Annotated in this window: 11 protein-coding genes; 4 read left to right on the top strand and 7 right to left on the bottom strand. The window is 41.5% G+C overall.

Features of this window, described 5'->3' with window-relative positions; genetic code table 11:
* Positions 1-3 precede the first annotated feature (3 nt).
* Positions 4-2,148, bottom strand: a complete 2,145-nt coding sequence (nrdD, locus tag M9194_RS17280; protein WP_250613940.1) for an anaerobic ribonucleoside-triphosphate reductase — start codon at positions 2,146-2,148, stop codon at positions 4-6.
* Positions 2,149-2,341: 193 nt separating this feature from the next.
* Here nrdD and M9194_RS17275 point away from each other — a divergent pair, with 193 nt between their 5' ends.
* Positions 2,342-3,256 carry an endonuclease/exonuclease/phosphatase family protein gene (locus M9194_RS17275; RefSeq protein WP_250613939.1) on the top strand — a complete coding sequence of 305 codons (915 nt, stop codon included), beginning with the start codon at positions 2,342-2,344 and terminating at the stop codon, positions 3,254-3,256.
* 79 nt (positions 3,257-3,335) lie between these two features.
* On the opposite strand, the gene phaC is transcribed toward M9194_RS17275, so the two are convergent.
* The 4 genes from phaC to M9194_RS17255 are packed head-to-tail and all read right to left on the bottom strand — an operon-like array spanning position 3,336 to position 7,518.
* On the bottom strand, positions 3,336-5,108 hold the full coding sequence (gene phaC / locus M9194_RS17270) for a class I poly(R)-hydroxyalkanoic acid synthase (protein WP_250613938.1): 1,773 nt from the start codon (positions 5,106-5,108) through the stop codon (positions 3,336-3,338).
* Between the two features lie 58 nt (positions 5,109-5,166).
* Complete coding sequence (locus M9194_RS17265) at positions 5,167-5,514, bottom strand: phasin family protein (RefSeq protein WP_250613937.1); 348 nt, start codon at positions 5,512-5,514, stop codon at positions 5,167-5,169.
* A gap of 42 nt (positions 5,515-5,556) precedes the next feature.
* The gene (locus tag M9194_RS17260) at positions 5,557-6,765 is read right to left on the bottom strand and encodes an acetyl-CoA C-acetyltransferase (protein WP_250613936.1); all 1,209 of its coding nucleotides are present in this window, start codon (positions 6,763-6,765) and stop codon (positions 5,557-5,559) included.
* A gap of 12 nt (positions 6,766-6,777) precedes the next feature.
* Complete coding sequence (locus M9194_RS17255) at positions 6,778-7,518, bottom strand: SDR family oxidoreductase (protein ID WP_250613935.1); 741 nt, start codon at positions 7,516-7,518, stop codon at positions 6,778-6,780.
* 881 nt (positions 7,519-8,399) lie between these two features.
* Between M9194_RS17255 and M9194_RS17250 the strand changes: the two genes are divergently transcribed.
* Positions 8,400-9,119 carry a TetR/AcrR family transcriptional regulator gene (locus tag M9194_RS17250; protein WP_250613934.1) on the top strand — a complete coding sequence of 240 codons (720 nt, stop codon included), beginning with the start codon at positions 8,400-8,402 and terminating at the stop codon, positions 9,117-9,119.
* 9 nt (positions 9,120-9,128) lie between these two features.
* Here the strand turns inward: M9194_RS17250 and M9194_RS17245 are convergent, their stop codons facing one another.
* Both M9194_RS17245 and M9194_RS21715 read right to left on the bottom strand, forming a co-directional pair.
* Complete coding sequence (locus tag M9194_RS17245; RefSeq protein WP_250613933.1) at positions 9,129-9,725, bottom strand: acyl carrier protein phosphodiesterase; 597 nt, start codon at positions 9,723-9,725, stop codon at positions 9,129-9,131.
* A 104-nt stretch (positions 9,726-9,829) separates the two neighbouring features.
* Positions 9,830-9,952, bottom strand: a complete 123-nt coding sequence (locus M9194_RS21715; protein WP_284676628.1) for a hypothetical protein — start codon at positions 9,950-9,952, stop codon at positions 9,830-9,832.
* A 277-nt stretch (positions 9,953-10,229) separates the two neighbouring features.
* Between M9194_RS21715 and M9194_RS17240 the strand changes: the two genes are divergently transcribed.
* Both M9194_RS17240 and M9194_RS17235 read left to right on the top strand, forming a co-directional pair.
* Positions 10,230-11,435: an aromatic amino acid transport family protein gene (locus tag M9194_RS17240; protein ID WP_250613932.1), complete on the top strand. Its 1,206-nt coding sequence runs from the start codon at positions 10,230-10,232 to the stop codon at positions 11,433-11,435.
* 172 nt (positions 11,436-11,607) lie between these two features.
* Positions 11,608-13,629, top strand: coding sequence for a sensor histidine kinase (locus tag M9194_RS17235; protein WP_250613931.1), 2,022 nt, complete (start codon positions 11,608-11,610; stop codon positions 13,627-13,629).
* Positions 13,630-13,653 lie beyond the last annotated feature (24 nt).

The raw sequence follows: 13,653 nt of genomic DNA, 5'->3' as shown, positions 1-13,653 counted from the left end.
AGTTCACATGTGTTTAGTACGGCGTTGCACTTCTTGTTGCTTACCTACATTAAACGGACGGGCATCTGGAGAGCCTAGATAACCACAAACGCGCCTCGTGACAGATACCGTTTTCGAATCATGGTTTCCACATTTCGGACACTCAAAACCTTTACTCGTACAAAGAAACTCCCCAGAAAAGCCGCATTCATAGCATTCATCGATAGGTGTATTCGTACCATAGTAAGGCACTTTGTCATATGAGTAATCCCATACGTCTTCCAGTGCTTGTAAGTTATGTTGCAGGTTTGGATATTCCCCATAACAAATGAAGCCGCCACTTGCTAGCATGGGGTATGGCATTTCGAAATCAATCTTATCGTAAGGGTTTACCTTTTTTTCCACATCCAAATGGAAACTGTTGGTGTAGTAGCCCTTATCTGTCACACCCTCAATAACGCCAAAATGTTGCGTATCTAATGCACAAAATCGAGCGCACAGATTTTCTGACGGCGTACTATACAGACTGTACCCCCAGCCGCTTTCTTGTTTCCACTGCGTCACTGCTGCTTTTAGATACTCAACAATCGCTCTACCTTTGACACGAAGAATGCCACTATCAAAAATGTGCTCCGTATTGCTTGCATGCAACGCATTTATCGTTTCATGAATGCCGATGAACCCTAAAGAAATAGTGGCCCTGCCTTGTTTAAACAGCTCAATCACGTCATCGTCTGGCTGCAATCGAATACCCAAGGCACCTTCTGTATAAAGAATTGGTGCAACCTTTGCCTTTACCCCTCGTAGACGATTGATACGATCATCCAACGCTTTGCGCACTAGGTGTAGTCGCTCTTCCAATAAGGCATAGAATGTTTGTTCACACCCGTTGGATTCCAACGCAACTCTCGGCAAGTTGATGGTGACGACACCTAAGTTGCAACGACCTTCATGGACCTCTTTGCCACTTTCATCAGTATAACGATCGAGTAAGCTCCGACACCCCATTGGCGCTTTAAACGAACCCGTGGCCTCGACTACTTGCTCGAAATTGAGTATATCTGGATACATTCGTTTAGCGGCGCACTCGAGGGCCTGTTGTTTGATGTCATAGTTTGGATCGTCAGGCTTGTAGTTAACGCCATTTTTAATGGTAAAAATTAGTTTTGGAAAGACTGCTGTTTTGTGATTTTTTCCCAACCCAGTGATGCGATTACTAAAGATCGCCTTTTGAATAAGCCTCGCCTCCCAGCTCACTCCTAAACCAATACCAATTGAAACAAATGGTGTTTGACCATTACTAGAGAATAAGGTGTTGATTTCGTACTCTAGAGACTGAAAAGCGTCAAATACGTCTTTTTCAGTCAATTTGGTCGCGTAGGCTTTCGCATCAGGAACCTGCCACTCATGAGCAATGGACAGGTGCTTTTGGTAACTTGCTGTCACATAGGGAGCGAGCACCTCATCTAGTCGATTTAAGGTGGTACCGCCATAGGTATGGCTCGCCACTTGAGCAACGATTTGCGCTGTTACTGCAGTAGCCGTTTGGATGGATTTAGGTGTCTCAATCTCCGCATTCCCCATACGAAATCCATTGGTAAGCATATTCTCCAAATCAACAATCATACAGTTGAACATAGGGAAGAAGGGGGAGTAATCCAAATCATGGAAATGGATTTGTCCAGATTCATGAGCTTGGACAATGTTACGTGGAAGCATGTGATTTTTCGCGTAATGCTTGGCTACAATGCCAGCCAACAAGTCTCTTTGGGTCGGAATAACTTTTGCGTCTTTATTTGCATTCTCGTTTAATAAATCTGCGTTGCTTTGCTCTACCAGACCCGAGATTTCCTCACTGAGTACACTTTTTTTCTCTCGCGCGATATCTCGATCATGTCGATACTCTATATACGCTCTTGCTACATCTTCCGCTATATGCATCAGCTCTGATTCGACATTTCTTTGGATATCATTGATGTGTATCTCATCAAGCCGATATAACGCATCATTAATATTCGACGCAACAATCTCACCTAAGCGTTGCCCTTCTTCATACAATATACTGTTCGCTGCAGCCGCCACAGCGGCTTTTATCCTCTCAACATTAAATGGGACTTTTGTTCCATCACGTTTAATCACAACACTTCGACTTGAAATTTTGCTACTCATCGCCCTCTCACCAACTAGCATATGTGGTATCTTTTTGGATTAATAAACACTATATATTGCAAATTAGAGTGTAATTGTTGGCAACGAGTATTGATGTGGGTCAAGGGGTTGGCGAAATGCACAAGACCGTATCACGTCTAGGTAAATTTGCTAGAATCGAACGTTGATCATTTAGAAACTTAATAATAGAGCTATGAGAATAATCAAAACCTGCCGTCTATCTTTTATTCGCATCTTTATCCTATGTCTAATTGGTGTCATATCATCCTCAGCTATCGCAAAACAGACCACGTTGACGACATGGAACTTAGAATGGTTAAGCTCATCGCCTTACCACAAGTTTCCTGCTTCAAATCGACACACAAAAGACTACAAAAAGTTGCAAAAATACTTTCAATCTGTCCAGCCAGATATTTTGGCCTTTCAAGAAGTAAACGATCTAGAAGCGATTCGTCGAGTGGTAGGTAATCAATATCAGATATATCTCTCTGATCGTTCGACTGCCAAATATGCAAAAAATCAGTTTGGCGACATCAATCAATATACAGGGTTTGCTGTTCGCAAATCGGTCAGCGTGCTCAATAAACCAGATATTAAGCTAGAAAAAAGTAAAACAAGCCGACTCAGGTTTGCAAGCTATATCGTTCTAGAAAGGCCTGGTAAAAAACCTGTGCACCTACTCTCAGTACACTTAAAAGCGGGATGTACAGGCAAATACTATAACAGCCACAGCTGTATCGCGTTGAAACGAGAAGGTTCGGCAACTCACACTTGGATAGTAGAAAGAACAAAGCGTAAACAGCCGTATATAGTTCTTGGTGATTTTAATCACCAGCTTACGAGGCCTGGTGATTGGCTTTGGAAGCTGCTCAGTAATAACCTTGCTCCAAAGCCCGTATTGGTAACCAAAAATACTAACGCTAGTTGTTTAACAAGATCGTCGAAAAATGCCAACAAAATACATCGTTATAGAAGACTGATCGATCATATCATTGCCAGTCCAAGCATTAGCCTCTCTCCAGCTACACAGCATGCCTACACGAAAAATGACGTATTATCTTATCGTCTCAGTGATCACTGCCCTGTCAGCACTGACATCGTCGATTAGGCAGCACGTTATCTGGATAGATTGAAAGCAATAGAAAAGCCCAGCCGAAGCTGGGCTTTTAACAATAATCACAAAGTAATTATTCTTTAATTGGAAGGACTTGCTTAACGTAGTTACCTGGAGCAGCACCAAGAACAGGGTTAGCGTCCGAGCCTTGAGCAAATGGCTCGACTTGCTCTTTTGGATTGAACCCTAACAGCCACTCATTCCAGTGTGTCCACCATGAACCTTCGTTGTGTTTTGCACCTGCAAACCACTCGTCTGCTGACTCATCTAGACTGTCATTTAGCCAGTAACCATACTTATTTTTCTCAGGATGGTTAATGATCCCTGCAATATGTCCAGACTCGCCTAAAACGAACGTTTTGTTGCCGCCCGTTTTCAATGCACCACGGTAGGTACCTTGCCACAAAGCGATGTGGTCTTCCTTCGTAGACACAAAGTAACTTGGCACTTTGATCTTGTTAAGATCAATCCAAACACCACCAATCTTCACACCTTTATCTTGAACAAGTTTGTTTTCTAGATATAGGTCTCTTAATAAGAAGTTATGAGTAGAAGCTGCAACGTTAGTACTATCACTGTTCCAGTACAATAGATCGAAATCTACTGGACTGTTGCCTTTCAGATAGTTATCAACGTAGTAGTTCCAGTAAAGGCTGTTTTCACGCAGCAGGCTGAATGTAACGCTCAACGAACGACCATCCATATAGCCCTTGGCATTGTTTTGGATCTCAATCGCATCAACAAGTGTATCGTTAACGTATGCACCCACTTCACCCGGTTGACTAAAGTCAAGGATCGTCGTGAAGAATGTTGCAGACTTGATACGCTTTTTCATGCGTTTTGCCGCATAGTAAGCGATGGTCGATGCTAAAACAGTACCACCGATACAATAACCCGCAGCATTAACTTGATCTTGACCTGTGATGTCTTCAATGGCATTAACCGCTTTCACTACACCTTCAGTAATATAATCACCAAACTCGGTAGCAGCTTGCTCTTTGCCAGGGTTACGCCATGACATCATAAATACACTGTGACCTTGCTCTAGCAACCAACGAACCATTGAGTTCTTTTCGCGTAGATCAAGAATGTAGTATTTATTGATAAATGGAGGCACGATAAGCAGTGGAGTAGCATTCACTGTTTTCGTTAGAGGCTTGTACTGAATCAATTCGAATAGATCGTTTTTAAATACGACGTCACCAGCAGTATTTGCCACGTCATCGCCAATGCGGAAAGCATTGTTATTCGTCATTCGAATTTTTAGGATATCAGCACTGGACTCTAGGTCCTCTTTAAGCGTATCCAATCCAGTCATCAAGTTTTCGCCATTTTTTTCAAGCGTTAACTTTAGCAACTCAGGGTTAGTTGCGATAAAGTTACTTGGTGACATGGCATTAATTACTTGACGAGAAAAGAAAGAAACGCGCTCTTTCGTTTTCTCGTCTAAGCCTTCAACACTTTCAATAGTGTCTTGATATGTCTTACTAAATAGCAAATACGACTGTTTGATGAAACTGTAGAACGCATCGTTCTTCCAAGAATCATCAGCAAATCGTTTATCGCCTTTTTCAGCCTCAACATAGCATTGGCTGTTTCCAGCTAGTGCGATGTTCTGCCAAATTTGCAGTTGTTGCTCCCACCATTGAGTCTGAATCTTCAAGAGGTTCGCGGGCTGATTTGCGGCCTTCTCGAATAGCTCTGCAGTATCTTCAATGTTGATTTCGTGCATTGCTTTGTTCAGTGGGGAGTTAACGGCTGCCTTGCCTAGTTCAAGATCTTGCCACCACTTTTGATTGGTTTCTTGGAGCTTAACAAGGTAGTCCGAAAAGAAGTGTTGAAACATTTTAGTACTCCTATACTCGGAAAATTTGCCGCCTATGAAAGGCGGCAAGTATGCAGTGTTATGCAGGAGTTACTGTCTTTAGGTTTTCCGTAGTAAGCTTTTCAACGTCGTCTTTGAATTCTTTCGCGATGTTTTGAAGCTTGTTGCTGTCATCCATCATTTGTTGAGAAAGTTTTGTTAGAACAGACAGTTGTTGGCTGTTGAAAGAAGTAAGTGATGTTACGTCTTTGATTTCGCTCGCAGCTTTCATTTGAGCTAGGCCCATTTCGCTGTAAGTACGGATAGCGTTTAGTTGAAGCTCAGTTAGAACTTCTACGTTCTTAGTAACAAGCTTGTTGAACTTGATGAACGGTTCTAGGTTTTTTTCAGTTTGATCTGCGTAAGTTTTGAAGAAATCAGTGTACATAATAATGCTCCTAACGATTGACGATAAAATTCTAAAAATAAATTAATTTACAGACTTAACAACAACAGCAGTTCCCATACCGCCGCCCACACACAATGAAGCGACACCATAGTTACCATTTTGCTTAGTCAGTTCATGAACAAGAGTAACTAGGATTCGGTTACCAGATGCACCAAGTGGATGGCCTAGTGCAATTGCACCCCCATTCAAATTTGCTTTGTCCAAGATGGACGTAGTTGTTACGTCATGCTCTTGTGCCAACCCATGAACAACGCCTAGCGCTTGAGCTGCAAAAGCTTCGTTTAGCTCAAATACATCAACGTCATCAATTGACATGTCTGCCTTCTTTAGAGCTTGAGTAACTGATTGGACAGGACCTAATCCCATCACTTTTGGATCTAACCCAGTTTGTGCGTAGCTGACAATCTCCGCCATTGGAGTAAGATTGTGCTCTTTTACTGCACTTTCAGAAGCTAAGACAATTGCACTAGCTCCATCATTAATACCTGACGCATTACCTGCAGTCACTGTACCTTCTCTATCAAAAGCTGGGCGTAGTTTCGCCAAACCTTCTAGAGTCGCGCTCGCTTTAGGATATTCGTCAGTGTCAAATACGACCGTTTCACGACGCTTTTTAACTTCTACTGGCACAATCTCATCTTGGAATTTGCCAGCTTCTACAGCTGCTACTGCTTTTTGTTGACTGTTTAGAGCAAACTCATCTTGAGCTTCACGTGACAAAGAAAACTCTTTGGCTACGTTCTCTGCAGTCACGCCCATGTGGTAATTATTGAATACATCCGTTAGGCCGTCTGCAACCAATAAGTCAACAAGATTCATGTTGCCCATTTTGTGACCATCACGAATGGAAGCTGGAGCAACAAAAGGAATTTGAGACATCACTTCAACGCCAGCTGCAACCACAAGGTTCGCATCGCCTGCACGAATATGAGACACAGCATCCATAACTGTCTTCATGCCACTTCCGCAAACCATGTTTAGCGTATAAGCAGGAACAGATTCTGGAATACCCGCGAACAATGATGCTTGACGACCAACGCTCATACCTTGGCCAGCGCCAACGACATTGCCAACGATCACTTCATCAATGCTTTCTGCTGAAACGTTACCCGCTTCTAAGGCACCTTTGATGGCTACAGAACCTAATTTTCCTGCGCTCTCACCTTTAAGTGAGCCGCCAAACGCGCCAATTGGGGTACGTTTTGCCGCTACGATATATACTTTTTCCATTACAACTGTCCCTTAATGCATGTGTAAGCCGCCGTTGACCGACAGCGTAGAACCAGTAATGTAAGCGCCTGCGTCACTTACTAAGAAGCTAACGGTGCTAGCGATTTCCTCAGGTGTAGCTAGACGCTTCATTGGAATTTGACCTTTGATTGCATCTAGTACTTCTGGTTTCATTTTCTCAACCATTGGAGTACCAGTGTAGCCTGGGGCGACCACATTAACCGTTACGCCACTCTTAGCACCTTCGAAAGCCAGTGCTTTTGAAAAGCCGATCATGCCCGCTTTCGCTGCAGAGTAGTTAGTTTGACCGAACTGACCTTTTAGGCCGTTGACAGAAGAGATATTCACAATGCGGCCGTTACCTTTCTCGCACATAGCACCGAAAAGAGGCTGAGTCACATTAAATAGGCTATTTAGGTTTGTATCGATGACATCGCGCCATGCTTGGACAGTCATCTTCTTAAACACGCCATCACGTGTAATACCTGCGTTATTTACAAGAACGTCGACGGTGCCTTCTTCCTGAACCAAAGTACACAGACGCTCTGCACACTCTTCCGCATTTGTGACGTCTAGTTCGAATAAACGAACCTGTTCCTCAGTGAAACCTTTTTCGTCATACCATGCTTTTGCTGATTCTAGGTTACCAGTTGAGTACGTCGCGATTACGCGGTACCCATCGTTGACTAGTTGAGAAGAAATAGCAGAACCGATTCCGCCTTTAGATCCCGTGATCAAAGCGACTTTTTTCATTAAGAGACTCCATCTTAATAGCAATTTAAACATCAGTACACAGTATTATTTCGTGTACCTTTGCAAATGGTGTTCCTAATAAAAAGTAACACCAACTAACGTAATAAATTATTTTTCTCGATATAAAAAACCGAGCTCTTTTCTAGGGGTATAAATTAAACGTTAGGTGTTACATTTCAAACATTATTTGAAAAAACGTTTATAAAGGTGATCTACATCTCGTTTATTATGTAATGTTGCGACATTGTAAATAACATATAAGTCATTGTTTTTTAATCAATTTAATTATAATTCACCATTTGGGAAGTGGTTCCATCTATTTGTTTTAAAACGATTTTTTATTATGAAACAAAATTACATAATGAATACATAACAATTTACCGAACATGTATAGGTAAATAGAATGTATTTATTTAGTGAAGTGTTATTAGTGGGAAAACTTTCGCACCATGCTATAAAATTGCCATTAAAGACATTAGATCAATTAGTTAACATTGTGCAATATGTTTTACATTATGTAATAATTTTACATCGAGTAACAAAAATAACACAAACAAGTCATTTGTGCTATTTTTTTGCAAACACATATATTCAAGGTATTTTTAACCAAAGATACAATCAAGCCACGATATATAATTATATTTTTATGTCTATCTCATATTAATTACAAATTAATCAATTTCACCAAAATAGGTCATTAATTTCCGATATGCACATCTATTGGGCATATATCAACAAATAATTTATAGGAAGATTAGTTAGCATTTCTGAGCAATTATCTTTCTATTTATTTGTACGAAATAACGAATAGACAATGGATTTTATTATACATTTGGATAATAATTCTCTCAGTGGTAGTCGACTGGATTCATTGCATAACAATGATAGAAAAAGCAACAACAGAAAAAAAACTCGGCCGTAGAAGTGCTGAAGACGCAGAAAAAACAAAGCACGAGATACTTCGAGTCGCCATGCAGCTATTCTGCGAGGAAGGGTATGACAAAGTATCGTTAAGGAGTATTAGCCTTAAAGCCCATGTGTCACATAGCCTGATACGCCACCATTTCGGCAGCAAAGAAAAAATATGGCACAGTATTAGCGATAGGCTGCATCAAAATATGGCCAGCTATATTACTGAGATTTTAGGTAAGATTGAGCCTGATACTCAGGCAAACATGAAACTATATCTTTTCACAACACATCTGCTTGCACACATGCTGGTGTACCCCAGACCAATACAACTGCTTGCTGACGCTGTACGTCAAGGGGATAGCCTTATCGAGCAATTTATAGACAAGGCAGGAAACTTCCAACATTTCCTGACGACATTGGAGTCCGAGTTTAATCAGCAGTGCCCCGCTTCCCCCCTTAATATTCGTGAAGTAAAGTGGCAAATCCTGCTTTTCGCTCATGGACCTGCTAGCCTATCACCTTTCTTAGAAGAAACTTGGCGTGATCTCCCACACGATGAAAGCTTGCTGAAACATTGGTATCTATTCGAATCGATTATGGCTAACACCTTCAATATCTGTGATACCCAACGCTCAAAACCACGTAAAATTCACGATTTAATTTATGATTACCCGTTTACTCTCTTGTAGACGGATTTGTCATTCATGGTAACGTTTGTAAAAGCCGTCGGCAGCTTCTAGTAGTTGCGGATAGAAATCTTCAAATAGCTCTTGTAGCGATTTGGGATTATCTACCAAGGTTGGAAAACAACCTGCCAGAGGGGCCAAGCGAGGATTTCGCTGCGAAATCCTCTCTAATACATACTCTATATTTTCCAAATACTGGTAAGACTCTAACCAATGGTTCTTCCACATGTACTGCATAACCTGAGCAAATCGCTCTGGCATTTTTGGTAGTTGGATTGCATGACATTTTTGCTCGGCCATAGCACAAAACTCGGGAAGTGTATCAGAATGATAGTGACGCCAATTGCTTGCCAAGCAGTAATCCCAGTACACATCTAGTGCGATTGGAGCGAACCTCTGTAATTGCTTGGGAAAGAGAGATTTTGCTTGCCGTACTAAATGATGACTGTCGACGTGCGAGTCAACAAAGCGGTGTAATCGCACACCTCGAATAAGAGAGTTATCATCAAAGTGCTTGTTTGGATTTCCTTTTACAAAGTCTCCAAGCAGATTACCAAGCAAGCTTGCATTGCAATGCTCAGCAATATGTAAATGAGCCAAATAGTTCATACATTTTTGTTCTTGCCGCTATCCTACTTTCAAGTGTACACCCAACTCATTTACAAATGCGAGTTGCTAGCAAAGGATTCACTTTATCTACAATTGCATCATACCTAAGTTATTTCTTGATTTTCAGGCGACTCTTCAACCATCGGGAGATAAAACGACAAGTTGAAGCCTATTTCCATTGCATCCAAATACTCTAAGCATTCTTCGACTTCTTTATGATCAGCCATAACGTTTCCAATATGTTATCAAATTGATCAAGATTTTAACTTACCTCACGATAAGCAAAATCTTGTTCTAGTACAGTAACCACCCATTGTTGCAGTTTGTTTATACTAAACTCAAACCCCATAATGTGTACAATTAAAAGTACACCATTGGAAAATAGACAGTACATTTTACTTGTGTTTGCGTATTATATTCTGCAAAATCCCACACCAGTTCCGAAACCTTAAGGCTAGTTGGATTCAACCTTCTTGGCCTCACTAACTGTAAAGATTTTTATACATGCAAAAGTCAAAAGTATTTGGAAGTACGTTAATCATCGCCGGCACAACCATAGGAGCGGGAATGCTCGCTCTCCCTTTAGCATCCGCGGGGATCGGATTTGTGCCTTCTATTCTTGTCATGCTTTTTTTGTGGGCATTGATGTCATTCACAGCTTTGTTAATGCTCGAAATTCATCAATATGCAGATAGCACAGCGACCCTACATTCTCTCGCTAAACAAATTCTAGGTACAAAAGGAAAGTATATTGCGAGCATCGCTATGCTATTTCTGTTTTATTCTTTATGTGCTGCGTACATAGCAGGAGGTGGGACTCAGTTTGGTGACAGGCTACATCAATGGTTTAACCTTGATATCAGTGCCCATGCCTCTACCGTGATCTTTACCATTATTGTTGCCCTTATCGTTACCATCGGGACTGGAACCGTAGACAATGTCAATAGGCTATTGTTTTTAATAAAAATAGTTACCATGGCAATCGTACTTACTTTCCTAGCCCCAAATGTATCTGAGCCATACTTACTCAGCTTACCTTTACATCAAGGGCTTGTCGTCGCCGCCATTCCCGTGATTTTTACTTCTTTTGGCTTTCACGGCAGTATACCTGCTATCGTGAATTACCTAGATGGCAACACACGCTCATTGAAGAAGGCGATCATTTTCGGCTCTTCTATTCCATTGGCCGTCTACATTATTTGGCAAGTTGTTACTTTGGGGGTAATAAGTCAAAGCCAGCTCCTTGAGAATTCAGGGTTAAGTGCTTTAGTCTCATCGTTAACTCAAGTTGTTCATCATACTAACCTAGGGCAAGCCGTCGGGATTTTTGCGGATTTAGCACTACTCACCTCTTTTCTTGGCGTGAGCTTAGGGTTGTTTGAATACTTAGGCGATGTATTAAAAAGCAAAAAAGGCTCAAGCAATCGAACCGTTTCTGCATTGATTACCTTCTTGCCACCACTTGTTTTTGCTCTTTACTATCCAAAAGGATTTATCGTAGCACTGGGGTACGCTGCAATCGCGCTCGCTGTTCTAGCCATATTTTTACCTGTTGCAATGGTACATAAGTTACGTAAATCTGCGCAAAACCCCATGCCATACCAAGTGCGTGGTGGAACCATCGCGCTCTCAGTAGCCGCTATATCTGGTTTTGGTGTTGTGTTCGCTCAGCTATTAATTACATTTGGTGTACTACCCGCACTTGGATAAAAAGTCCTATCTAATACTTCAACATGCAGAATTCAGAGTGAGCCGCTAAGCCACTCTGAATCTTATATTCCTGCCCCCAAAAGCGAGTTTTTCTCAATCTCTTAATCAAGTTTATTAACGCTTTGTCAGTTGCATCTATACTAAGATAGAAACCCATTTCGATGAGTAGTATATGAGTAACTCAGAAGAGATATTATCAGGCGAAGATTCCTCAAGCACAAAGCAAGAGGACAATGGAAGTCATTCAAGTAGCATAGACAGCAAACGCAAGAATAATCCTATTTACGGTAAAATCGGCCGAAGGATTATCTTGATTATGATTTTGTTAAGTAGTGCCATTACACTGCTCACTACCATTGTCCAGCTTTATTGGGACTATGAGCAGCAGTTTAACAGTGTTGAACAAAGACACCATGAGATAAAAACGATTCACGCTAACCTTCTGGCATCATCACTGTGGAATTTTGACCTTATCTTATTGCAAGAGCGTTTAGATGGGCTTGTTCACTTACCTTCTATTGACTACTTACAAGTTAATTCTGGTCAATATGAATTTAAAGCGGGTAAAGCCGTCAAAAGCGAATACATCTCCGATACCTACCCCCTAATGCACTACAACGCAGATACTGACAAATTCGAGGAGATAGGTACGCTTTACGTTGAAACCAACACGAGAGAAATATACAACTATTTGATCAACCAATTCTTAGTGACGCTCGCGCTGAATGCATTTAAGACTGCGCTTGTTTGCTACCTCATTTTGATCGTGTTTCATAAAAGCATTAACCAACGTATCTTTGCAATCGCCAAATATTTAGGTCGGTATGATCCGGAACGCCCTGCTAAGCCTTTGGTATTAGAACACAAAAAATTTATTACGGAAAAGAATGATGAGCTGTATTGGCTTGGCGATGAAACGAATAAAATCACTGCAAACGTGACTCGTTTATATAGAAATATCAAGTTTGAACAAGAGCGTCTTTCCGACTTTACTCATGTATCTTCAGATTGGCTTTGGGAAACTGACGAATTTGGTCACCTAATTTACTGTTCAGAGATCATGCAGCAAGCTCTGGATATTGATACTGCAAAGAAACCTTTGGTAAATGAAATTTCTCTACTAGCAAGTGCCGATAACCTAGCGAACGCCCTAGCCCATCAATCCGATTTCTCTCGCTGTGAAGAAACTATAGAGATCAATGGCATCACACGGCACTTTATGTTCCAAGGACTGGCGAAGCACTTAAAAGACAAATTCATGGGATATCGAGGAACCACTATTGATATTACTGAATTAAAAGTGACTCAGCTTCAGCTCGAAAAGCTCAATACAGGTCTAGAGCGAACCGTCGCCGAAAGAACACTCGATTTGAAACAAAGCATGGAAAAACTGCAAGCGGCTCAAAATCAGCTTATCGAGTCGGAAAAACTTGCTGCTTTAGGTGGGCTCGTGGCCGGTGTTGCACACGAAGTGAATACCCCGTTGGGGATATCGGTTACGGCAACATCGGTCGTCAAAGATTCAGTAAAAGAACTCAATCAAGCTTTCGAAGCTCAAACTCTGACCAGCGCTCAGTTTGCAGAATTAATGAGTTCCTTGAATGAAGGCGTGACCATGCTTGAACACAACCTCAGCCGGGCAGCCAAACTGGTGCGCGACTTTAAACAAACCGCCGTCGATCAGGTATCCGAGAGTCGAAGTGAGTTCAATATCAAACAGGTACTGGATGCCCTTATTGCGAGTTTGCACCCTGAGACCAGAACCGTTCCTGTTACACCCATTGTAGAAGGTGACGGGGCCATTATTATGAACAGCTTACCTGGCGTATTGACGCAAATAGTATCTAACTTAGTCCTAAACAGCGTTATTCATGCCTTTAGCGAGCAGAGCGAGCCCCAAATTAGTATTCATTTTTCTCAACAAGGAGAAGATATCATTTTCGATTACCGAGATAATGGTTCGGGCGTAGAACAATCTCTCCACCAAAAAATATTCGAGCCATTTTTTACTAGCCGAAGAGGCCGAGGTGGTTCAGGTCTAGGACTAAACTTAGTCTTCAATTTAGTGAAACAGAAGTTACAAGGTCACTTAAAATTTGAATCGGAGCCTGGGAAAGGTGTTCATTTTCACATTTCAATACCAAGGGAACTGAACATGATTATCGCAGACCCATCAACAGATGGCTCTGAATAGAAGCGAAGCATAGTAAACATTAAT

The sequence above is a fragment of the Vibrio sinus genome, from assembly GCF_023634645.1.
Lineage (GTDB): Bacteria > Pseudomonadota > Gammaproteobacteria > Enterobacterales > Vibrionaceae > Vibrio > Vibrio sinus.
The sequence above is the reverse complement of the archived record's forward strand: the minus strand, read 5'-3'. Positions and strand labels throughout refer to the sequence as shown.

What these genes read in the sequence shown, in the direction of transcription:
- M9194_RS17265 (WP_250613937.1), bottom strand. Translation starts at nt 5,514, where the DNA reads ATGTACACTGATTTCTTCAAAACTTACGCAGATCAAACTGAAAAAAAC.
- phaC (WP_250613938.1), bottom strand. Translation starts at nt 5,108, where the DNA reads ATGTTTCAACACTTCTTTTCGGACTACCTTGTTAAGCTCCAAGAAACC.
- M9194_RS17255 (WP_250613935.1), bottom strand. Translation starts at nt 7,518, where the DNA reads ATGAAAAAAGTCGCTTTGATCACGGGATCTAAAGGCGGAATCGGTTCT.
- M9194_RS17250 (WP_250613934.1), top strand. Translation starts at nt 8,400, where the DNA reads ATGATAGAAAAAGCAACAACAGAAAAAAAACTCGGCCGTAGAAGTGCT.
- M9194_RS17245 (WP_250613933.1), bottom strand. Translation starts at nt 9,725, where the DNA reads ATGAACTATTTGGCTCATTTACATATTGCTGAGCATTGCAATGCAAGC.
- M9194_RS17235 (WP_250613931.1), top strand. Translation starts at nt 11,608, where the DNA reads ATGAGTAACTCAGAAGAGATATTATCAGGCGAAGATTCCTCAAGCACA.
- M9194_RS21715 (WP_284676628.1), bottom strand. Translation starts at nt 9,952, where the DNA reads ATGGCTGATCATAAAGAAGTCGAAGAATGCTTAGAGTATTTGGATGCA.
- M9194_RS17275 (WP_250613939.1), top strand. Translation starts at nt 2,342, where the DNA reads ATGAGAATAATCAAAACCTGCCGTCTATCTTTTATTCGCATCTTTATC.
- M9194_RS17240 (WP_250613932.1), top strand. Translation starts at nt 10,230, where the DNA reads ATGCAAAAGTCAAAAGTATTTGGAAGTACGTTAATCATCGCCGGCACA.
- M9194_RS17260 (WP_250613936.1), bottom strand. Translation starts at nt 6,765, where the DNA reads ATGGAAAAAGTATATATCGTAGCGGCAAAACGTACCCCAATTGGCGCG.
- nrdD (WP_250613940.1), bottom strand. Translation starts at nt 2,148, where the DNA reads ATGAGTAGCAAAATTTCAAGTCGAAGTGTTGTGATTAAACGTGATGGA.